The 23,331-nt window shown below is 33.4% G+C and carries 21 protein-coding genes and 1 other RNA gene; 3 read left to right on the top strand and 19 right to left on the bottom strand.

Annotation, left to right across the window (positions count from 1 at the left end; translation table 11 throughout):
- Positions 1-28: 28 nt before the first annotated feature.
- From STRUR_RS02410 to STRUR_RS02395, 4 genes are all read right to left on the bottom strand, one after another.
- Positions 29-2,422, bottom strand: coding sequence for a primosomal protein N' (locus tag STRUR_RS02410; RefSeq protein WP_006738563.1), 2,394 nt, complete (start codon positions 2,420-2,422; stop codon positions 29-31).
- A 44-nt stretch (positions 2,423-2,466) separates the two neighbouring features.
- Complete coding sequence (rpoZ, locus tag STRUR_RS02405; protein ID WP_006740354.1) at positions 2,467-2,784, bottom strand: DNA-directed RNA polymerase subunit omega; 318 nt, start codon at positions 2,782-2,784, stop codon at positions 2,467-2,469.
- Positions 2,785-2,806: 22 nt separating this feature from the next.
- Positions 2,807-3,433, bottom strand: a complete 627-nt coding sequence (gmk, locus tag STRUR_RS02400; protein WP_006739754.1) for a guanylate kinase — start codon at positions 3,431-3,433, stop codon at positions 2,807-2,809.
- A gap of 115 nt (positions 3,434-3,548) precedes the next feature.
- Complete coding sequence (locus STRUR_RS02395) at positions 3,549-5,156, bottom strand: ribonuclease Y (RefSeq protein WP_006739408.1); 1,608 nt, start codon at positions 5,154-5,156, stop codon at positions 3,549-3,551.
- A 157-nt stretch (positions 5,157-5,313) separates the two neighbouring features.
- Between STRUR_RS02395 and STRUR_RS02390 the strand changes: the two genes are divergently transcribed.
- A complete protein-coding gene (locus STRUR_RS02390) occupies positions 5,314-5,796 on the top strand; it encodes an S-ribosylhomocysteine lyase (RefSeq protein ID WP_006740008.1) in 483 nt (160 codons plus the stop codon).
- 25 nt (positions 5,797-5,821) lie between these two features.
- Here the strand turns inward: STRUR_RS02390 and STRUR_RS02385 are convergent, their stop codons facing one another.
- From STRUR_RS02385 to STRUR_RS02365, 5 genes are all read right to left on the bottom strand, one after another.
- Positions 5,822-7,330: a cell division site-positioning protein MapZ family protein gene (locus STRUR_RS02385; RefSeq protein ID WP_006739532.1), complete on the bottom strand. Its 1,509-nt coding sequence runs from the start codon at positions 7,328-7,330 to the stop codon at positions 5,822-5,824.
- A 9-nt stretch (positions 7,331-7,339) separates the two neighbouring features.
- Positions 7,340-8,500 carry a THUMP domain-containing class I SAM-dependent RNA methyltransferase gene (locus tag STRUR_RS02380; RefSeq protein ID WP_006740363.1) on the bottom strand — a complete coding sequence of 387 codons (1,161 nt, stop codon included), beginning with the start codon at positions 8,498-8,500 and terminating at the stop codon, positions 7,340-7,342.
- A gap of 66 nt (positions 8,501-8,566) precedes the next feature.
- An RNA gene (gene rnpB, locus STRUR_RS11190) (RNase P RNA component class B) lies at positions 8,567-8,934 on the bottom strand.
- Positions 8,935-8,956: 22 nt separating this feature from the next.
- Positions 8,957-9,283: a cell division regulator GpsB gene (gene gpsB, locus STRUR_RS02370; RefSeq protein WP_006739933.1), complete on the bottom strand. Its 327-nt coding sequence runs from the start codon at positions 9,281-9,283 to the stop codon at positions 8,957-8,959.
- Positions 9,284-9,411: 128 nt separating this feature from the next.
- The gene (locus STRUR_RS02365) at positions 9,412-9,930 is read right to left on the bottom strand and encodes an SLOG family protein (protein WP_006739738.1); all 519 of its coding nucleotides are present in this window, start codon (positions 9,928-9,930) and stop codon (positions 9,412-9,414) included.
- 75 nt (positions 9,931-10,005) lie between these two features.
- On the opposite strand from STRUR_RS02365, the gene recU reads away from it, so the two are divergent.
- Positions 10,006-10,599, top strand: a complete 594-nt coding sequence (gene recU, locus STRUR_RS02360) for a Holliday junction resolvase RecU (protein ID WP_006740472.1) — start codon at positions 10,006-10,008, stop codon at positions 10,597-10,599.
- A complete protein-coding gene (pbp1a, locus tag STRUR_RS02355) occupies positions 10,592-12,754 on the top strand; it encodes a penicillin-binding protein PBP1A (RefSeq protein WP_006740667.1) in 2,163 nt (720 codons plus the stop codon). The genes recU and pbp1a overlap by 8 nt, the downstream gene beginning before the upstream one ends.
- A gap of 29 nt (positions 12,755-12,783) precedes the next feature.
- On the opposite strand, the gene pepC is transcribed toward pbp1a, so the two are convergent.
- The 10 genes from pepC to STRUR_RS02305 form a co-directional block, all read right to left on the bottom strand.
- Positions 12,784-14,118 carry an aminopeptidase C gene (gene pepC / locus STRUR_RS02350; RefSeq protein WP_006739471.1) on the bottom strand — a complete coding sequence of 445 codons (1,335 nt, stop codon included), beginning with the start codon at positions 14,116-14,118 and terminating at the stop codon, positions 12,784-12,786.
- Positions 14,119-14,207: 89 nt separating this feature from the next.
- Entirely contained in the window at positions 14,208-15,032 is an 825-nt protein-coding gene (gene nadE / locus STRUR_RS02345; protein ID WP_006739472.1) for an NAD(+) synthase, read from the bottom strand.
- Position 15,033: 1 nt separating this feature from the next.
- Complete coding sequence (locus STRUR_RS02340; RefSeq protein ID WP_006740178.1) at positions 15,034-16,488, bottom strand: nicotinate phosphoribosyltransferase; 1,455 nt, start codon at positions 16,486-16,488, stop codon at positions 15,034-15,036.
- Positions 16,489-16,587: 99 nt separating this feature from the next.
- Positions 16,588-17,970: an amino acid permease gene (locus tag STRUR_RS02335; RefSeq protein WP_006738658.1), complete on the bottom strand. Its 1,383-nt coding sequence runs from the start codon at positions 17,968-17,970 to the stop codon at positions 16,588-16,590.
- 112 nt (positions 17,971-18,082) lie between these two features.
- Positions 18,083-18,997, bottom strand: a complete 915-nt coding sequence (gene trxB / locus STRUR_RS02330; protein WP_006739091.1) for a thioredoxin-disulfide reductase — start codon at positions 18,995-18,997, stop codon at positions 18,083-18,085.
- A gap of 25 nt (positions 18,998-19,022) precedes the next feature.
- Positions 19,023-19,247 carry a DUF4059 family protein gene (locus tag STRUR_RS02325; protein WP_006740666.1) on the bottom strand — a complete coding sequence of 75 codons (225 nt, stop codon included), beginning with the start codon at positions 19,245-19,247 and terminating at the stop codon, positions 19,023-19,025.
- Positions 19,248-19,339: 92 nt separating this feature from the next.
- On the bottom strand, positions 19,340-20,083 hold the full coding sequence (locus STRUR_RS02320; protein WP_006738969.1) for an amino acid ABC transporter ATP-binding protein: 744 nt from the start codon (positions 20,081-20,083) through the stop codon (positions 19,340-19,342).
- Positions 20,083-20,886 (bottom strand): amino acid ABC transporter permease, encoded by an 804-nt coding sequence (locus STRUR_RS02315; RefSeq protein WP_006738894.1) that lies wholly within the window; start codon positions 20,884-20,886, stop codon positions 20,083-20,085. Before STRUR_RS02315 ends, STRUR_RS02320 begins: the two co-directional genes overlap by 1 nt.
- Positions 20,887-21,023: 137 nt before the next feature.
- On the bottom strand, positions 21,024-21,824 hold the full coding sequence (locus STRUR_RS02310; RefSeq protein WP_006739234.1) for a transporter substrate-binding domain-containing protein: 801 nt from the start codon (positions 21,822-21,824) through the stop codon (positions 21,024-21,026).
- 118 nt (positions 21,825-21,942) lie between these two features.
- Complete coding sequence (locus STRUR_RS02305) at positions 21,943-23,286, bottom strand: DEAD/DEAH box helicase (protein ID WP_006739044.1); 1,344 nt, start codon at positions 23,284-23,286, stop codon at positions 21,943-21,945.
- Positions 23,287-23,331 lie beyond the last annotated feature (45 nt).

Raw genomic sequence — 23,331 nt, 5'->3', positions numbered from 1 at the left:
GTATAAAAATAGTAATAGCTTTTTTGTCTTACAATAGGTTTTGTGGTTCATTATCGATAATAACTCTTACTTTCTGATTGGCTTTTTCCTGTGTCCAATTGAGAATTTGATTAAGATTTTCTTCTAAATGTTCTTCAAAGCGATATTTAATTAAAATTTGAAAATGGTATAAGTTATGTGTTCTAGCAATAGGTTTTGGCGTTGGTCCTAAAATTCTAACTTTATCCGTTAGACCTTGCCTTAGCATTTCCATTACTTCATAGCTTTTTTGCATCGCCATTTCTTCAGAAGTATGAGATAAGGTCAATCCCACTGTGAAGTAATAGGGTGGATATGCCATTTGTTTTCTAATTGCCATTTCATATTGATAAAATGCTTCATAATCTTGTTCTTTGGCGAGTTTAATTGCATAATGATTTGGATTATAGGTTTGAATAACAACTTCACCTGATTTTTCCGCACGCCCAGCTCTACCAGCAACTTGCATTAATAATTGAAATGTTCTTTCTGAAGATCTAAAATCAGGTAAGTTTAGTGAGGTATCAGCATTCAATACGCCAACAAGTGTTACATTAGGAAAATCTAAGCCTTTAGCTATCATTTGAGTACCAAGAAGTATATCAGATTCTCCCTTTCCAAATTGTGTTAAGATTTTTTCATGAGAACCCTTTTGGCGAGTTGTATCGACATCCATTCTTGAAATGCGGGCTTGTGGAAAGAGTTCACTTAATTCATCATAAGCTTTTTGTGTCCCAGAGCCATAATAACGAATACTAGAACTCTGACAATTAGGGCAAAATCTTGGAATTGGCTTTTGGAAACCACAATAATGACAATTCATTGTTTTTGTGTCCATATGTAAGGTTAAAGAGATATCACAATTTGGACATTGGTCAACATAACCACATTCACGACACATGACAAAGCTAGAATAGCCTCTTCTATTTAGTAAAAGTACAATTTGTTCATTTTTATTTAGACGATCCGCAATTTTATCTAATAAATAAGGGGTATAATTTGATGTTTCTTGTTGTCCTAAATAGTCTCTAAAATCAACGATATCGACTTTAGGAATCTTAGCTTGAGGATTAGCTCGTTTGGTAAGTTGTAAAAATTCATACCTTCCTTTGCTAGCTCTCGCACGACTTTCAATACTTGGCGTTGCTGATCCGAGGACAAGAGCAGCTTTATGCGATTTTGCCCTTATCAAGGCAACGTCTCTGGCATGGTATCTTGGATTTGATTCTTGTTTATAACTAGCTTCATGTTCTTCATCAATAATGATAGCACCTATATTTTCGAGTGGTGAAAATATAGCTGAACGAGCACCGACAACGACTTTTGCTTGATTTGACTTGATTTTTCGCCATTCATCAAATTTTTCACCATCTGATAAACCTGAATGCATAATTGCTACCTTTTCTCCAAATCGTGATATAAAGCGTTTTGTCATTTGTGGCGTTAATGAAATTTCAGGAACTAATACGATGGCTGTCTTTCCTTGTTTTAGAACAGCATCAATAATATGTAAGTAAACTTCTGTTTTCCCTGAGCCTGTAATACCTTCAAGTAAAAAAGGTTTGGAATCCATTCCAATACTTGCTGAAATCTTTGATACCGCATTTTCTTGCTCAGCATTTAAATCTAAAAAAGATGTTTGGGTAATGTTATCAAAATATTGTTCACTTCGATTAATATTAACTTCTTTAATGTTAATCAAATGGTGTTTTATAAAATAAGATACTACATCTCTTGAGAATAGTTCTTTAAGTTGCGAAAGCTTTCCAGATTGATTTCCAGAAAGTAAATACTCCTTTAAAGCCTGTCTTTTTTTTGCTCTATTTGATATCTCAATAGTTTCTAAACTGGCGCTGTCTACTTCATAGAGCTGAATTGTCTTATAACGTTTTTTATCTTTTGCTAGATAGCGTGAAGAGATGTATTTTGCTTGTATTAATAAACGTGCTTTATTTTGTTTTGACTGATCTAACTGTGAAAAAAGGACGGTTTCTTTTTTTCCAAATAAAGATAATCTGTCCTCATCTGAAAGATTAGGAGCTGCCCTTAACTCTCTATCATAATCAGAATTGAGTAAGTTGGGAATCATTGACTTCAGTATAGAGATCTTATAAGAAAACACCTTATGCCTAATTGCTTCAGCTAAGTTCAGCTGGTCTTCATTTAAGACAGGTTGGTCATCTAAAACAGAATCTATTCTTTTGAGATGTTGATCATCGGCACTATAGTTTCTTATTCCAATAACAAACCCTTGGAGTAATCTATTTCCATTGCCAAATGGAACATGAACACGAGAACCAAGTTTTACCATTGACTCTAAAGATTCTGGAATAAGGTAAGAAAATGGCTTATCTGTCTGCATCAAAGGTATGTCAACAATAATATGTGCTATTTTATTTGCCATGATAAACCTCTTTTTAATACGAAAAATCTAAGATTATGAAAACCTTAGATTTTTTCTCCTTCTTCTTCTTTTTCTTTAGCAATTTGCTCTTTAATTTTACGTTCTTCTTCTTCTTTAGCAACTTTCTCAGCTTGCATTTTTGCTTTTACAGCTGCTCTTTTTGCTGATGGATCTGGATGAATCACAACTTTGCCTGACTCAATTTCTTCTAAAGCTCTGAGTGTTGATTTTACAGACTTAAAATCTTGAGTTGGATTAGCTCCAGCTTCCAATTCATGTGCACGTTTTGCTTGTAGAATAACGAGTGAGTATTTTGATGGTACTTTATCTAATAAAGTATCAATTGAAGGTTTTAACATCATAATATTTATTCTCTTTTCTTATTTATTTAGCCAGATGTGTCTCTTTAATCATTTGATCATAACGTCCAATCACACGTTCTACGCGAAAATGTTCTGTTTCGATAATGCGTTTAACACGTTCGGCAGCCATAGCAACTTCATCATTGACTACTGCATAGTCATATTCACGCATCAAAACAATTTCTTCTTTTGCTCTTTCGATTCGTTTTGCAATGACTTCTTGGCTATCAGTTCCTCGTCCGACAAGTCTATCGTGTAATTCATCTAAATCTGGTGGCGTTAGAAAAATAAAAACACCATCAGGTACTTTTGATTTTACTTGAAGGGCTCCTTGAACCTCAATCTCTAGGAAAACATCAATGCCTTTATCTAGTGTTTCATTAACGTAAGTTAATGGTGTACCATAGTAATTTCCAACATACTCGGCATATTCCAACATTTGTCCATTTTTTATGAGCATCTCAAATTCTTCCCTAGTTCTGAAAAAATAATCGACTCCATCGATTTCTCCAGGTCTTTGGGGACGAGTTGTCATTGAAACAGAATACTCAAATTTATGGTCTGGCGTTGAAAAAATTTCTTGTCTTACCGTTCCTTTCCCGACACCTGAAGGTCCTGAAAAAACGATTAACAAACCACGTTCAGACATTTTTTTCTCCTTTTTATTGCTTTCTACTAGTTTATCAGATATATGATATTTTTTCAAGGCTACTTTTTACTGATAGGCGCTTCAAATCAAAAAAAGAAAGGGATTTCCCTTTCTCTTATTTTGCAAAATCAATTGCTCGTAATTCACGGATAACAGTGACTTTGATATTTCCTGGATATTCAAGATTATTTTCAATCTTTTCTCTAACTTTATGGGAAAGAACAACAACCTCATCATCGGAAATTTTTTCTGGTTTAACCATAATTCTAATTTCCCGTCCAGCTTGTAAGGCAAAACTATTTTGAACACCATCAAAGCTTGTTGCAATTTCTTCCAAATCACGTAAACGTTTGATATAGTTTTCCATGGATTCATTTCTAGCACCTGGTCTTGCAGAACTTAATGCATCTGCAGCAGCTACAAGGACTGCAATAACGCTTTCAGGTTCAACATCACCATGGTGGCTTGCAATGGTATTTACAACAACTGGATGTTCCTTGTATTTCTTAGCAAATTCTGTCCCAATCTCGACATGGCTACCATCAACTTCTCTATCTATGGCTTTACCTATATCATGAAGGAAACCAGCTCTTCTCGCTAAGTCAACATTTTCCCCTAGCTCTCCAGCTAATATTCCGGCCAGTTTACCAACTTCAACAGAATGTCTAAGGACGTTTTGACCGTATGAAGTTCTAAATTGTAAGCGTCCCATTATTTTAATAAGGTCTGGATGGAGATTTGGAGCACCAATTTCATATGCTGCAGCTTCACCATATTCACGGATTCGGTTGTCCATTTCAAGACGATTTTTTTCGACTAATTCTTCGATTCTTGCTGGATGAATACGTCCGTCAGCTATCAAAGCTTCCAAAGTCATTCTCGCAATTTCTCGTCTAATTGGATCAAACCCTGATAAAACGACTACCTCAGGTGTATCATCAATGATAACGTCAATACCAGTTAGACTCTCTAGAGTTCTGATATTGCGTCCTTCACGCCCGATAATACGACCTTTCATGCTATCATCAGGTAAATGAACTGTTGTAATGGTTTGCTCAGTGACATATTCTCCTGCCATTCTTTGCATCGCCTGTGATAGTAGATTTTTAGCAATTTTATCTTTACGATCTTTAATGTCTTGCTCTGCTTCTCTAATTCTAGTTGCAATTTCATGAGTTAATTTATTTTCAGTTTCCATCAAAATAACTTCTCTTGCTTCTGCAATAGTCATAGCAGCAACTTTTTGTAGGTCTTCTTTTTTTTGTTCCTCTAATTGTTCAATTTGTACTAAACGCTCATCAATATGTTTAGATCTATCGAAAAGACTTTGTTCTTTACTATCAAGTGTTTTTTCTTTACTTGATAGATTTTCATCTTTACGATCAAGAGAATTCGCACGTTCAGATAGACGGGCTTCCATTTGTTTTAATTCTTGTCTTTCTGATTTAAACTCTTTCTCAATCTCTTCGCGATATCTCCTTGACTCTTCTTTTGCTTCTAAAAGTAATTCCTTTTTATGAGCTTTACTTTCTCTTTCAGCTGATTGACGAATGACATTAGCATCTTGCTCTGCTTGACCTCGCATATTTACAGCATCTTGTTCTGCATTTAAAAGAGTCAGTTCTGCTGCCTCTTTCGATGATTTTAATTTCATTGAAATAAGGGCATAACCTATTATCAAACCAATGAGGGCACAAACAATCAAAATGATTACATTTACCATGTTTTTACCTCAATCTAATATTTAGTTTTCAATACGAAAGCTACCTATAAGTTTATCATAAATGATCCGTTTTCACAATTTAATTTATTCGTTCAAAGCAAATACATTTTCTTAATTTGTGGTATGATGTAAGTAATGATTGTAAAGGAGAAGAATAATGACAAAAGAAGTTATTGTAGAAAGTTTTGAACTTGATCATACTGCTGTAAAAGCACCTTATGTTCGTCTGATTTCTGAAGACAATGGGCCAAAAGGTGATATCATTTCTAATTTTGACATTAGATTGGTACAACCAAATGAAAATGCCATAGAAACTGCTGGCTTACATACAATTGAGCATCTACTTGCTAAACTTATCAGACAGCGAATTGATGGAATGATAGACTGCTCTCCATTTGGTTGTCGTACAGGATTTCATCTTATCATGTGGGGACAACATACAACTAACGAAATAGCCAAGGTTATCAAATCGAGTCTTGAAGAAATTGCTTCTACCATTACTTGGGAAGACGTTCCTGGAACTACAATTGAATCATGTGGTAATTATAAAGATCATAGTTTGTTTTCAGCTAAAGAATGGGCTAATCTGATTCTTTCCAAAGGTATTTCAGATGATCCGTTTGAGCGTCATCTTGTATAAAAAAGAGAACAATCGTTCTCTTTTTTTAATAATCTAATTTATCAGAATGGCCTTTTGCATTACCAACAAAATAGCCTGTCTTATCATTGATTGAGAATAGATAAGTTCCATCTGGTTTATACATGTTATAGTAACCATTCCCATTAATAATGTTAACAGGTTCTAAAATAAAATTATAACCTGAAATATAACCTCTAGATTGTGCAGTTGCTATGATTTTTTCAAGAACTCCAGAATTAAATGTCCACGCGGAATTTGATTTATCAGCTACAAGAGATTCGTTATATGGAACTCTTGAACGTTGACGTTGTAATATAGAGGCATCGTAATTTGTAATTCCAGTACTTGCTTGTGCTTGAGATTGTTCTTGACTCGCTTTTGCAGCTGCTTCTTGTTCAGCTTTTGCTTTTTCAGATGATGCTTTAGAAGCTTCTGCTTTTGAAGAAGACTTGGTAGCTTCTAATTGTTTTTTACCATCACTGACTACTTGTTGCAACAAACTGTCTAGACTAGCGTTACCAGTATTAAGTGTTGCACTCTTTATGTCATCAAAGTTAGCATCTGATTTGACTGATGCACTCACCTTTTTTCCATCAACAATGGCATCAGAACTAAATTTTTCGTTCACAGCTTTTATTGCAGTAATTTGCTTCGTTAAACTATCAAATTTTGATTTTAACTTACTATATGATGAACTCCCTTTAGTTTTTTTCAACAAGTTCTCTAAGTCTGAAAGTTTATCAAATTGACTGTTTTTCAACGCAGTTTGTTTACTATCAGTAAAGAAATCATCATAGGCGGAATTAAAAGCTTTTACAGCTTTTTTAATATTTGATGTATCACTACTAGTAGTAGTCGATGATTTTGAGCTAGTATCTGATGAAGAACTTGACTGATTTTGATTATTTTTTTGCAGAGCAAAGGCTAATCCTAACACCGCAATTATTAGTAACAATAAGAATGCAATTAGCCATTTTTTCTTACTTTTCTTTTGGTTATCTACTCTAGATGAGGCACTTGTTCCTCCAAAAGTTTCAACTGCTTTATCTTGTTTTACTTCTTTTGAATCACTATTTGTTTCATTAGGATTAGTCTCTGTAAGCACAACAGGTGTTACAATAGGTGCCTCTAAATCTGGATTATCTGTCTGAGCAATAACAATTGGTTCTTCAGATTCATTAACTTCTTCAACACTTTCAAATTTCTCATCCGTTTGAGCTTGTTTATCTTCTTCGTTTTGATCACTAGAAAAACCTGTTTTTGCTAATTCTTCACGTTGTTTTTTGATAAAATTATCTAAGGTTTCAGTATCTAAGGTTTCAAATTCTGAAATTTTGGTATCAAATTTTTGAGAACTAACTTGATCTCTGTGTTGTTTAATGTATTTATCTAAAATACTATCATCTTCAGTGACACCAGCTTTTATTTCAGAATCTTTTCGTACAGCCTCACCGACTGTCATATTTTTTGCTGAATCAAAATCCAAGGATTGAGACTCTTTTTCAGTCATGCTTTCTTTTTTTTCTTCAGACACGATTGACTCCTATCTTTTTATTTCCGTACGTTTTACACGTTGACCAAAATATTGATATAAATCTACTTTCAAAGTACCATTGTAAAGTTTTCGTTTTTTATCTGCTAGACTTCCAAATTTTTGTTCAAATTGTTCATCACTTGTTAAGATAAATTTACTCCAAGTTTTCAATGGTGAGAAGGTTTTACCCATATCATTATATAAGATATCTACAGCTTTGTCATCAAGCAACCTCTCCCCATAAGGAGGGTTAGAAATGATCACACCATTAATTTTATCTGTTTTTAAATCTTGTAATCTCATTTGTTTAAATTCTATCACATCAGAGAGTCCAGTTTCTAATGCATTCTTTTTGGCTATTTCAATCATACGACCATCAATATCAAAACCTGAAATATCAAGTTTAATGTCGTAATTAGCTTTTTCTTCTGCTTCATCCCTAATACTTTGAACTACTTTTTTATCAACCCATTGCCATTCTTCAAATGAGAAACTTCTATTAAAACCTGGTGCAATGTTCATTCCAATCATAGCTGCCTCAATACAAAATGTCCCAGAACCACATGTCGGGTCAATTAAAGGTTTGTCCGGAAACCAATTACTTAATTCAATAATGGCTGCAGCCATGTTTTCCTTGATTGGAGCTCCACCTTTATCAGTCCGATAGCCACGTTTAAATAAACTTGAACCAGTTGTATCAATCATAACAGTCGCTTTATCTTTTACAATTGCAATTTCAATTTTATATTCAGGCCCATTTTCTTGTAAAGGTACTGACTCAGGTCTATGGAAAAAATGTTGTAATTTTTTTACAATGGCTTTTTTGGTAATTGCTTGAACACTTGGTTCATTGTGTAATTTTGATTTTACACATTTTGCTTTTGTAACTGGAAAAGCTGATCCTAATGGAATAATCGTTTCCCAATCTAAGTGAAAAACACCTTGAAATAATTCTTCAAACGTTTTTGCTGGAAATTCGCCAACAACTATTTTTATTCTATCAGCTGCTCTTAACCAAATATTAGTTTCAATAATTGTTTTAACATCACCATTAAAACGAACCTTTCCATTCTCAACTTGACAAGGTATTCCTAATTGCTTAATTTCTTTTCCAACAACTGCTTCTAAACCAGCTGCTGCCGTTGCAACTAAATTAAATTCACGTTTCATTTACTTTCTTTCTTTAATAAATCAAATAAAAGCTAGCCAAAGCTAGCTTATGCCTATTATGCAATTTTCTATAAGCCATGTTTTGTTCCGGAAATAACTAGGAATCATTTCCTTCGATAATCATCTGTCTACTGTCAAACAGTCAGGATAGCTTGTTCGTTTCCAACTATCCCATGCCCCTACCAAAGTTTGGGTTGCTAGCTTGAGGGGTTTACCGCGTTCCATTTTTTACGTTTCCATAAAAACTTCGTTACTGTGGCACTTTCAGAGCTACTCAAGCATATCAAAAGACTTAGCTATTTTACTCGCCGTAACATATATTTATATGTCCCTAGGCTTATTTGTTCGCCTAGCACAAACACTACCGGCATCACAGCCAGTGCTAGCATGGACTTTCCTCATAGTATTTGAATACTACGCGATTATCCAAAAATTGCACATGTCATTTAAACTGACTTACTCTACGATTTGTTTGCCAAAAACTTCTTTTTCTAGTCTACTAATTCGTTTTAAAATATCATAATTTGTCGCAGACTGATCAACACGTGTCGGTTGTGGAATGGTCTGTGCAGAACTATTCATTCCAGAAGATCGTGTTTGTCCGTTATATTTTTTTAAGCGTTCTAGTTCTGTTTCTAATTCTTCAATGCGAGCAATGTATGTCTCATAATCTTTAATCACATTATCTAAAAATTCATCGACTTCTTTTTTATCAAAGCCACGCATACTTGTTTTAAATTCTTGTTCAAAAATGTCCTTAGGACTATAAATTATACTTGTCATTCTATTTCTCCGAACATATCATTCTACTTTCATCAAAAGAGCAAAAGCCACCTTTGATACCACTTCAATCATACCTAAATTAGAATTAAAAATCAAGTCTTTTAATTAGTTTTAACAGATCTTAAGGATTATTCTTCATCCATAATGTCATTCAATTTTTCGAATGTTAATTGATTAACATAATAACCTTTATTATGTTTCATTTCAGCAACAAAATATTTCAAATTGGTCTCAGCATCTTCATCGTAAAAAACAAAAGATTGGTCTGTATTATTAATTAAAAAAGTCTGATACTGTTTTATCTGATTAATTGATTCATAATGGTCAAAACTGTATTTTACAAAGTCAGTCGTTTTAAATTCTGTCAGTTTCAATTGATTTGCTTCATTCCAATTTTCTCCAACATTCTTAGTCAAAAAGATTGTTGCAATTTGAAATTGATAACTTTTTTGCAAATCTTTCGCAACCTGTAAAAACCAATATTCAAAGCCTAAATTACCGGTTAAAATAAACCATTCTGCTCCTTCATCTAAATAGCGTAAAAGTTCTTTTTTTATGGCTTTTTTTATCACTTCTATTTTAGGATCTTTATCTGAAAAAATGCTTAATTCAAAACTTCTGTAACCCGTTACAAGAATAGTTGACATATTTTGTTATCCTTTCAATTTTTATGGTATAATGTGAATGCTTATGTTTATCATAATGTATATGTTAGGAGGACTATGGTTAACTATCCTAATCATCTTATTCGAAAATCAGAACCTTTAAAATCTTCCCGAAAAAAAACAGATTTTGCTAATCGTGGTATGTCATTTGAAGCTTCAATAAATGCAACAAATGAATACTATCTTTCTAGAGATATTGCTGTTATTCATAAGAAACCTACTCCCATTCAGATTGTCAAAGTTGATTATCCAAAACGGAGTCGCGCAAAGATAGTTGAAGCATATTTCAGACAGGCATCAACAACTGATTATTCGGGTGTCTATAAAGGTTATTATATTGATTTTGAAGCCAAAGAGACACGTCAAAAGACTGCAATGCCAATGAAAAATTTTCACGCCCATCAAATAGAACATATGGAGCGGGTTGTTTCTCAAAAAGGTATTTGCTTTGTTCTTCTTCATTTTTCAACTTTAAAGGAAACCTATTTACTCCTTGCAAATGATTTAATTCGTTTTTATCAGATTGATAAAGGAACTAAATCAATGTCCCTAGATTATATCAGAAAAAATGGTTATACGATAATGCCAGGTGCATTTCCACAAGTTCCTTATTTAGATATTATCGATAAAATAATTTTAGGCGGTGATTAAAATCGACAAAAAAACTCTCAGAAAAGTATTGAAATATGCTTTAGCTGCTCTATTGAGCCTTATCATCCTAGTTGTTGTAATAGGTGGTCTTTTATTTGCCTTTTACATTAGTACGGCTCCAAAATTATCTGAAACACAATTAAAATCAACCAATTCAAGTCTCATTTATGATGGAAATAATAATTTAATAGCCGATTTAGGATCAGAAAAACGTGAAAGCGTTACTGCAGATAGCATTCCTATTAATTTAGTAAATGCGATTACTTCTATTGAAGATAAACGCTTTTTCAATCACCGTGGTGTTGATGTCTATCGTATTCTTGGAGCTGCTTGGCATAACTTGGTTAGTAACAGTACTCAAGGTGGATCAACCTTGGATCAACAGCTAATCAAATTAGCCTACTTTTCAACAAAAGAGTCCGACCAAACTATTAAACGTAAAGCTCAAGAAGTTTGGCTATCTTTACAAATGGAAAGAAAGTATACTAAAAAAGAAATCCTCACTTTCTATATAAATAAAGTATACATGGGTAACGGAAACTACGGTATGCTTACAGCAGCTAAATCCTATTATGGAAAAGACCTGAAAGATCTTTCTTACGCTCAGTTAGCACTTTTAGCAGGCATTCCTCAAGCCCCTACACAATATGACCCATATAGTCATCCAGATACTGCTAAATCACGTAGAGACACTGTCCTTCAGCAAATGTATTCCAATGGCAATATTACCAAAAAAGAATATGATACAGCAGTTGCTACACCTGTTGCTGATGGATTACAACCGTTACGACAAACTTCCAGTTATCCAAAATATATGGATAACTACCTAAAAGAAGTTATCGAACAAGTTAAATCAAAAACTGGTAAAGATGTTTTCACTTCAGGAATGAAAGTCTATACTAATATTCAACCTGAAGCGCAACAAAGACTTTATGATATCTATAATACCGATGACTACGTTGCCTATCCTGATGATAGTATGCAAGTTGCATCAACTGTTATGGATGTAACAACGGGTAAAGTTATTGCTCAACTAGGTTCACGTAAACAAACCTCTAACGTCTCTTTTGGTACTAACCAAGCCGTTTTAACTGATAGAGACTGGGGTTCTACAATGAAACCAATATCTGCTTATGGTCCAGCTATTGAAGATGGTGATTATACAACAACTGCACAATCAACTAATGACTCAATTTATTATTGGCCAGGAACAAATACACAAATTTATGACTGGGATTTAAAATATAATGGATGGATGTCTATTCAAACTGCCATACAACAATCACGTAACGTGCCTGCTGTAAGAGCTTTAGAAGCTGCTGGACTTAAAAGCGCAGCCAAATTCTTGAGTGGATTGGGTATTAAGTATCCTGAAATGCATTATTCTAATGCTATCTCAAGCAACAATAGTAGCTCTGATAATAAATATGGAGCAAGTAGTGAGAAAATGGCTGCTGCCTATTCTGCTTTCGCAAATGGTGGTACTTATTATGAACCACAATATATCAATAAAGTAGAATTCAATGATGGTACGACGAAATCATTTTCTTCAAATGGTTCAAGAGCCATGAAGGAAACGACAGCTTATATGATGACCGATATGTTAAAAACAGTATTGACCTATGGTACAGGTACTGAAGCTGCTATTTCTGGAGTTGTCCAAGCTGGTAAAACAGGTACTTCAAATTACACCGATGATGAATTAGCCAAAGTTGAAGCTGAAACTGGTATCTATTCGGATTATGTTGGAACAATGGCACCTGACGAAAACTTTGTAGGCTACACAAACCAATACGCAATGGCTGTTTGGACCGGATATAAAAATCGTTTAACTCCAGTCTATGGAGATGGTTTAAATGTCGCAGCAAGTGTCTATAAAAATATGATGTCCTACTTGACTGAAGGATATAGCTCTGATTGGACAATGCCAAGTGGTTTGTATCGAAGTGGTGGGTACCTCTACCTAAATGGAAGTTATTCTTCAAATACATACTCTAGTCGTGTCTATAGTAATACTTATTCTAGTTCATCTAGTCAAGGACAAAGTACTAATTCTAACAGTACTTCTACCGACAGTTCAAGTGCTTCAAGTACAAGTTCAGAAAATAATTCCAACTCTTCTCAAAACAACAATGGAAGTCAAGAAAATAATTAAAAAAAGAAACTCTTTAAGAGTTTCTTTTTTTAATTTGCTAAAGCTCCCATTGGATCCCAAGGCGCTAATACTTTAGATTCAGCTTCATAAGCTTTTAATTCTTCTTCTGTTAAGAATTCTTTTCTAACAACAATTTGGTAGGTGTATTCATCCATCCATTGATCTGAAGCGACAAAGTAACCTTTTTGCCCAACTTTTTCTCCCCAAGAATTTTCAACTTTCCATTTTAGTGGTTTTCCATTCTCATCTAGATCAACACCTGTTAATACCATAGCATGTGTCATTAAACTTTCACTATAATCAAGTCTTCCTGCTTTATCTTGAGAAAGAGTGATATCCATACTTGAATTAAAATCATAAGTGTTATGAGCTAAGATACCTTTTTGTCTATCGGATACTTGACCAACATCTGAACCAAACCAAACTGACTCACCAGTTTTCATTTGAGCAATAGCAAGTTCTTTAAAACGGTCCATCTCAAGATTAAGGTATCGAACATCTCTACTACCGACAACATTACCAAGCATTTCTACTGTATAAGATTTACCATAGGGTTTGTCTGCAGTTGGTGCATTAATAATTGAAACATAGTCATCCAATTTAAGACCAACAAATTTTTCATAAAAAGCTTGTGGTGTTAATCCTTTTTCAGAATGAAATTGATTATCTTTATCACGATAAGAAAAGTCAAATTGACGTGGTGGGAGCCCTAGGGTCATTGCTAAAAAGTTAAATATTTCTTGAAGCAATTCTTCTTTTTTAGCTTTTACTTGATCTGCTTTAGCACCATCTTTAATTAATTGACGTAAAATTTGAGCGTCTTGTCTTAATAGTTTATTGAGATATTGATTTAGTTCTCTACTATTACTTGAAGCTTCTGATTCTGGGTAAATGGCTTTGGGTACTACACCATATTTTTCAAACAATGACACTACCATATCCCATTGTCCACCATCTTGTTGAGGAACATCTAAAAGGAATTTTACTTTACGACTTGTTAGCTCTTGATCTGCTGTCGCAATAACTTGTTCCATAAACCAATTTGATTTTTCATATTTGTCCCAGAAAAAAGTGTGTGCTTGAGATAATTCAAAGTTTTCTAATTTAAATTCGGAAATTAATTTGTGACGGAATGTATTTAAAGCTGCAAACATCCAGCAACGACCTGAAGCTTTTTGATTAGAAACTTCGTCTTTTGTCAAATCAATAGAGAAACTAAAATCATTTTCAGCTTGACTTTGACGGGTTTCTAGTGACTTTAATAAGCCATTGTGAGTAACAGCATTTTCAATAGCATTAAATTTAGTATTATTTTGATAATTTTCAAACAACTTATCAGTAAATGATTGACTTAATTCTGACATAAAATACTCCTTTTTTTAATTTACTCCTCTATTATATACCTTTATATTTTTTTATCAAGCAAAATAAAAAGTTAGGTTACCCTAACTTTTTATTTCCAAAAATCATCAAATACTGTAATTGGTAAATGACGCTTATGTTGTGTTTTTTGCCACCAAGCTTCAATTTTTTCTTTAGCATCAGTTGTAACTTCTCTACCTTCTAGATAATTATCAATATCTTGATATGTTACTCCTAAAGCTACTTCGTCAGCAATTCCTGGCTTGTTTTCTTCTAAATCTGCTGTTGGAATTTTTTCATAAAGTGCTTTTTCAGCTCCAAGTTCTGCAAGAAGTTGTTTTCCTTGTCTTTTATTAAGTCGAAAAAGAGGTAAAATATCAGCTCCTCCATCACCAAATTTAGTAAAGAAACCAGTAATGTTTTCTGCGGCATGATCAGTACCAATAACAGCCCCTTGATGTTGACCAGCAATTGCATACTGAGTAATCATTCTCTGTCTTGCCTTGATATTTCCTTTATTAAAATCTGAAACAATAACACCAGCATCTTGCAATGCTCTTACTTGTCCATCAACGGCTTCTTTAATGTTGACAGTTAATGATAAATCAGGCTTGATAAAAGATAATGCACGTTGAGCATCAGCTTCATCAGCTTGAACACCATAAGGAAGTCTCACTGCGATAAATTGATAAGAATCATCTTTTGTTTCTTCTCTTAATTCTTCAACAGCCATTTGTGCTAAACGACCAGCTAATGAAGAGTCTTGACCTCCAGATATTCCTAATACAAATGTTTTCAAAAACGCATGTTTCTTCAAATAAGCTTTTAAAAAGTCAATAGATCGACGGATTTCTTCTTTGGGATCAATTTTAGGTTTCACACCTAGTTCTTTAATAATCTCTTCTTGCAAGCTCATACTACATTCCCTTTCTACTTGATTTCTTACGTAATTGGTCAATTAGATTCATCTTGTTTTGCCATACATTTTGAGATAAATCAACAGGATAGTCTTGAGGATTTAAAATACGTTTGTACTCATCCCATAATTTGTCAAATTCCATACGACCATATTCCTTGATAGCATCTAAATCAGGTAACTGATAAACAAGCTCTCCTTTGTCGAAAATATCTACTAAAAGTGGTACGGCAGTAAAATTTTCAACCGTTTTATTGATATAAGTATAAGTTGGATGAAACATATAGATACTATCAAGCTTATTGACATCAACATCAGAAGCCGTTATGTAATCTCCTTCTGATTTGTCTTTTTCAAGACTTGTAATTCTCCAAGCCTGTTTTTTACCTGGTGTTGACACCTTTTCAGCATTGTTTGATAACTTGATTGTATCACGCATTTTACCATCGTCACCTTCAATGGAAACAATCTTGTAGACGGCACCTAAAGCCGGTTGGTCGTATGCTGTAATTAATTTTGTTCCAACTCCCCAAACATCAATTTTTGCACCTTGCATTTTCAAACTAAGGATAGTATCTTCATCTAAGTCATTGGATGCATAAATTTTGGCTTCTGTAAAACCAGCATCGTCTAATTGCTGTCTTACTTTTTTTGAAAGATATGCTAAATCTCCTGAATCAAGTCTTACACCAAGAAATTGAATGCTATCTCCTAATTCTTTTGCAACTTTAATAGCTGCAGGTACACCTGATCTTAAGGTATCATAAGTATCCACTAAGAATACACAATCTTTGTGTGTATTAGCGTATGCCATAAATGCTTTATAATCATTACCATAAGTTTGAACTAAAGCATGTGCATGGGTTCCTGAGACAGGTATTCCAAATAGTTTTCCAGCTCTAACATTACTTGTCGCATCTGCACCACCGATCACTGCAGCACGCGTTCCCCAAATAGCTGCATCCATTTCTTGTGCACGTCTTGTTCCAAATTCTAAGAGAGGTTCATCTTGAATAACAGACTTTATTCTAGCTGCTTTTGTGGCTATTAAAGTTTGAAAGTTAACTATATTCAAGATTGCTGTTTCGACAAGTTGACATTGTCCAAGTGGTCCTTCTACTTGAACAATTGGTTCATTAGCAAATACTAGGTCACCTTCTTTTGCAGACTTAATAGATAATTCCAATTTGAGATTTTTGAGATAATCTAAAAATTGGTCTTGATAGCCAAGTTCCTTTAAATAAGCAATATCAGACTCAGAAAACGTTAAATGTTGTAAATAGTCAACAATGCGCTGTAATCCTGCAAAAACAGCATAACCATTCTCAAATGGTGCCTTTCTAAAATAAACTTCAAATACAGCATGCTTACGATGAATATTTTGTTCAAAATAAACTTGCATCATATTAATTTGATATAAATCTGTATGAAGAGTTAAACTGTCATCAGGATACATATCACATCTCCTTTAAATTATTGTTAACATTATAACATAATTTTTCTCAATCGATTAGCTTGATTACTTTAAAAAAAACAGTATATAGTAATACTGTTTTTAATTCTTCATTCTATAATTACTATAAATTCCAAAGATAACAATCCAAATCGTTGCACCTATTGCTCCTAAATAGGTTGATTCTTGTAAAAATAATGAAACGTAAACAAATGCAAAGAATGCTAAAACAATTGGAGTCATAAATTTATAATTAGGCATCAAATAACCATCTGCCATAAAATCATTTGACTGACGATATTTCCAATGTGCTAACATCGTTAAGGCATAAATTGAAATGTAAACCCCTGATGATGAAGCTGTTACTAATGCAAAAGCATCTGATACACCTGGAATAAAATTAATAAAAGCCGAGATTCCTACCACTATTGCTGAAAAGATAATAGCTTTGCTTGGTACTCCTTGTCGTGACAATTTATTAATGTGAAGTGCTTTCGTGAAAGCATTTGGTGTCTCATGAGCCAACTGATATAAATGACGTCCAGTAGAAAAGAGTGTTGAGTTTAATGCAGACGCTGCTGATGTTAAAACAACAAAGTTAATTAGGGCTGCTGCCCATTTTATACCTACCAATTTGAAGACCATTACAAAAGGTGACTCATCAACTGGTAACTGTCTCCAAGGAAAAATAGTCATAATAGAAACTAAAGCACCAATATAAAAAATGACAATTCTTAAAGGAATTTCCTTGATCGCTTTTGGTAAAACTTTTCTTGGGTTAGCTGTTTCAGATGTCGTAATTCCGACAAATTCAATAGCCTGATAAGCAAAGAAAACCATTTGAAATGCCATAAAGAACTTTAATTTACCATTTGGGAAAAATTCAAAATGATGAAAAATATTCCCAAGGGAAACATGTCCAGCAGGGGTTTTAAAGTTTGTTAATAACATAAAGATAGCAGTAGCAATTAAAGCTAAAATCGCTACTATTTTTATCATGGCAAACCAAAATTCAGTTTCACCAAAAACTTTTACTGCAATTAAATTGACGGCACTTAAAATAATTAAAAAGACAATCTGAATGATCCAAGATGGCCATGTTGGGAACCAATATTGAACATAGGTTGCGACTGCTGTAATTTCAGCCATTCCAAGGAAAATCAAGGAAATCCAATAAGAAAATCCTGCAAACAATCCCCAACCAGATCCAACATATTTTGTTATAAAATTAATAAAAGTATGTTGGTCAGGATCATAATAAAGCATTTCTCCAATAGCTCTCATCATCATATACATGAAAAAGCCAGTAATTAAATAGACTATTAAGATTGACGGTCCTGTTAATGCAATTGATCTACCGGCACCCAAAAATAGTCCGGTACCGATTGTTCCAGCAATAGCAATGAGTTGGACATGTCGATTCTGTAAACCACGAACCATCCCATTTTCTAATTCAGTTTGGTCCTTATTTTCATTTTCAGACATTATTTTCTCCATTCATTAAAATTCTATTTATTATATATCAATTTTCAATATCTGAATTTTCTAATAATTTTTTCTATTAGAAAAAGCTAGACGAACTCTAGATTTTCATTTATCAATTATTCTCAATGATATATTGGTAGACGCCTTGGCCAGCGATTGCACCATCACCAACTGCTGTCGTTATTTGACGTAGATGTTTTTGACGTACATCTCCTACTGCAAAAACACCAGGTATACTTGTTTTCATTTCATTATCAGTAATAACCCATCCTTCTTGATCGGTAATATCTAATTCTGAAACCATTTGTGAAAGTGGAAATGTCCCAACATAAATAAAGACACCGCCAAAAGCATGATTTGTTACTTCACCAGTCTTAACATTTTGAATATCAACTGAAGTTACTCTCATATCATTCCCTTTTATTTCACTGACGACTGAGTCCCAAATGAATTTTACTTTTTCATTATTAAAAGCTCTATTTTGTAAAATTTGTTGTGCTCGCAGTTGGTCACGTCTATGAACAATAGTCACAGAATTAGCAAACTGTGTTAGATAAACAGCTTCTTCAACAGCTGAATCACCACCACCAACAACTAAGAGATCTTGATTTCTAAAGAAAGCACCATCACAGACTGCACAATAAGAAACACCTCTGCTGTTATAGGTTTCTTCTCCAGGTGCTCCCAAAAGACGATTTTTAGATCCTGTCGCTAGAATGATTGTTTTAGCTTCATAAGATTCATCTTCTGTGACTACTCTTCTAATGTCCCCATCAACCTCAATTTTTTGGACAATTCCATATAGGTGTTCAACATTAAATTTTTCCAATGGTTCAAACATTTTCATGGATAGTTCTGGACCAGTTATTAAATCATAGCCGGGATAATTTTCAATATCTGAAGTATTATTCATTTGGCCACCTGGTGCACCTTGTTCAATGAGTCCTACTTTTAAATTTGATCTTGCTGCGTATAATGCAGCAGTCATGCCTGCAGGACCTGAACCAACTATTAAAGTATCGTACATGATTTCTCCTTAACTATTTCACGTTTTATGACCTAAGTACCAATAAAATAGCCATAAATGCAAAAGCCAATATTGGAATAGTCATTATCATAATCATCATTATATCATACAAAAAGGCTTGTCTTTCTTTTAGTGTCTTATCCTTTTTTTGACGGACACGATATAATAGCCAAAAAACACAAAAAAGAAACACTGAAACAAAAGATAACAATAATCCTTGTACATACAAACCAAATATTTCTATAAACATATTCTAACCATTATTCTATTAATTTATTCATTACATTCTGTCATAAAAAGTCTGGTAAAACCAGACTTCTTTATTATATCAAATCTAGAATGTTATAGAAATGATTTTGAATAACTCGCAAAAAATTCTTTCGTTCTTTCTTGCGTTGGATGGTTGAAAATTTGATCTGGTGTCCCAGATTCTAAAATATGACCCTTATCTAAAAAGAGAATTTTATCGGCAACTTCATATACAAATTTCATATCATGACTAACGAGGACCATTGTTTGACCTGACTTTGCAGCATTGGCAATTGTCTTTTCTACCTCACCTACAAGTTCTGGATCAAGAGCTGAAGTTGGTTCATCTAAAAGTAAGACATCTGGTTTCATAGCTAAAGCACGCGCAATAGCAACCCGTTGCTTTTGACCACCAGATAAATGTCTTGGATAGTGATTTTCACGGTTTGACAGGCCTACATTGGCCAGTTCCTCTTTTGCAATTTTAGTTGCTTCACTATCAGACATTTTTTTGACTATTTTTAAACCTTCTTTAACGTTATCTAATGCTGTACGACGTTCAAATAAATTGAATTGTTGAAAAACCATAGCTAGTTTCCGTCTTAACGTTAACATTTGATCATTTGTTATTGTTTTAAAATCAACCTTAAAATCATCAATCTCAATCGTCCCACTATCTGGTTCTTCTAAATAGTTCATACTCCGTAAAAGCGTTGATTTCCCAGCTCCAGAAGCACCCACTAAAGCAATAACTTCACCTTTATTAATATCGATATCAATATCATCTAGAACTTTTTGTCCTGAAAATGACTTTGTTAAATGAGAAATTTTGATCATCAGCGAATACCTCCTGCTACTTCATCCGTTATATTTTCTGGAGACTTGATTGCCATTTTATTTTCAATAAAACGACCTAATTGTTCAATGAGTATAGAAATGACCCAATAAATTAAAGCTACCGAAATATAACGTTCAAAATAACGGTAATCTGAACCACCTAAAATTTGAGCTTGCGCAAACATTTCAACAATACCAGCATTAAATGCTAATGACGTCCCCTTAGTTAAGCCAATAAGTGTATTAATAAGAGTTGGTGTAGCAACAACAGCTGCATTTGGAATAATAACACGACTATAGACTTGTTTTGAAGTCATCCCTAAACTTTTTGCAGCTTCTATTTCTCCAGAATTTACTGATAAAATTGCTGCTCTTATAGTTTCACTAGTATAAGCTGCCTCATTAAAAGCAAAAGCAGTAATTGCAAAAACAGAGGCTGGGATAGCATTGATATTCCAATCAAGTCCATATTGTTGTTTTAAAAACTTTAGAAACAAAGGAATACCATAATAGGTTAACATCAATTGAACCAATATAGGTGTTCCTCTTAAAAAGCTAACAAATACAGCTTGAATGGGATATAAGAATTTGACTTTATTGATTTTAACAATAGCAAACAAGAGTGCTAATACTAATCCAACTAGTGCACCAATAATGGTTAAGGTTAAGGTCGTTGGTAGATGTTTTAAAATACTTGGAATAGCATCAAAAACTGCTCGCCAACTAAACAGTCTTCCTTCAGGAATTAATGTTAGGAACTGATTATACAAACTAGCCCCAATTAGAATTGAATTTTGAATCATTATAGTTTCCTTCTCTTTTCTTTCTATTCTAATATTCTATCATTCTAGTTCACTTCTATAAATAAAACGAGTCTTGTCTTGTGATAGAAAAAACCTATCACATTGATAGGCATATCGTAAATGACTTAATTTTATTTTTACTTTTTAAAATATTTTTTTTGAAGTAATGCTAATTTTCCATTTCTTTGAAGTTTTAAAATACCTTTGTTGACAACTCTTTGAAGTTCTTTTCCTTCTTTTGTTTTTACAAAAAGAAGATATTCTTTTCCTTCTTTTTTATGACTTACCTTATCTTTTAAAATGGCTGTATATAGCTGAAAACCTTGGTCATCTATTGCTTGATTTAAAGAGATATTGTCATACATCAAAAAATCTATTTTTCCTTGCTCTAAGTCTTGAATCCTTTGTGTGAAAGGTGACGATGCTGATACGTATTTTATTTTAATTGGTTTTTCATTATCATGGTTTTTATTCCAGTTCTCTAAAACCTGAACATAATTACTACCAGCTACACCTTCTGTTGATTTTCCAGATAGATTTTTCAAATGTGTCGGAACACTTTTTTTCTTACTAGCAATTGCATAATGTGATTGTGAAATCGGCTTTGAAAAATAATATTTCTTTGCTCTATCACTGTTATAATTAAAGTCATTTGCTGCAATTTGATATCTTCCAGAGTCAATCCCTGTTAAAATAGAAGAAAATGCTGTTGTTTGAAATTCAAGTTGATAATCTTTTGAATTCTCGAAAATGGCTTTTAAGACATCAATATCATAACCTTTAAAAGAATCATTATCACGATATGTAAAAGGCTTGGTATCTGAATCTGTTGCTACAACAATCGTTTTTTTCTCATTTGCTGAAACAACATTCAAAATTGTTACCAAAAAAAATGTCACCAATGCTAAAAATAGTGACCCTAAAATTGTTTTTTTCATTAGTCATCCCCCTTATGATTATTCATTGTAACAAATGATTGTTTCATTGGGTAATACTAATAAATTATCACTTCACTAAAAAATAGTTATCAAAAAAGATGAGGCCACCCTCATCTTTTTAGTATGTTTGTTTTTTTGCTTTTCTTTCTGCACGACTTTTTGCTCGGTTGGCGGCACGTCTTTCTTTACGACGCTTTTCATCAACTTTCCACTGAATTTTCTTTTTATAACCAGGTTTAATTTTTTTCTTTTTCTTTTTAACCAAACCGATCATTTCAGTATCTAATTTTTCATATGATTTTTCACGTGTGAGTCTTCGATCTCGGTCATAAGTATCAATAAATTCCCCATTTTTTAATTGTTTAGGGATAAAATGAATGCCAAGCTTTTCAAGTTCTTTGATATCTGAGTCATCACTTGGTTGATAAAGCGTTATGGCTGTTCCGGATAACCCATTTCTACCTGTTCTTCCAACTCTATGAACAAAGAAGGACAAATCTTGTGGAATGGCATCATTGATGACATGACTAACACCTTCAATATCGATACCTCTAGCAGCTAAATCTGTGGCTACAATGTACTCAAAATCAAGTTTTTTCACTTGATTCATAATACGTTTACGCTCCCGTGGTGGTACACCTCCATGAATCTTAGCTACTTTTAAACCATTTGAAATTAAATAATGATGCAGTTCATCAGCTCTTTCTTTGGTATTAACAAAAATCATCGCTAAATAAGGTTGTAATTGTTGAACTACTTCTAGAATTTGAGCATTTTTATCGCGACCTTTAGTTGATAATAACCAATTATCTATTGTATCCGAAATAATAGTCTTTGTTTTAATTTGTTCAACGACTGGATTTGAGAGATACTTTTTTAAGAATGGTTGTAATTTTTGTGGAATGGTAGCTGAAAAAACTAACATTTGGACATCTTTGGGTAGACGAGATGCCATTTTATCAACAGTATCAAGAAATCCCATATCTAGTGTCATATCAGCTTCATCAACAACAAATGTGTTTGCTTTGTAAATTTCTAAATCACCTGATTTGACTAAATCATAAATGCGACCAGGTGTCCCGATTACAAGATGTGGCTGTGATGTTTTTAACTTCTCAATTTGACGAAGTTTGTCTGTACCACCTACATAATTAACAACCCTAATTTCTTCTTCAGAGTGATCAGCAATTTGTTTTGATGCCTGATAGATTTGTGTGGCTAATTCTCTACTTGGAGCAGTGATTAGTGCTTGAACATCTACAGAATTAGGATCTAATTTTTCAAAAATAGGTAACAAAAACGTATGAGTTTTTCCTGAGCCAGTTTTTGATTCTCCAACCAAATCTTTACCAGAACGAACTATCGGAATTAATTTTTGTTGCACCTCAGTTGGATTTTCGAAATGAATTTCATCAAGCGCCTTCTGAATATAGGATTTAAAATTAAAATCTTTGAATGACATAAGTACCTCGTTTTCTTTTTAATATTATAGCATGAACATCCTGTA

The organism is Streptococcus urinalis 2285-97 (assembly GCF_000188055.2).
Taxonomy (GTDB): Bacteria; Bacillota; Bacilli; order Lactobacillales; family Streptococcaceae; genus Streptococcus; species Streptococcus urinalis.
The sequence above is the reverse complement of the archived record's forward strand: the minus strand, read 5'-3'. Positions and strand labels throughout refer to the sequence as shown.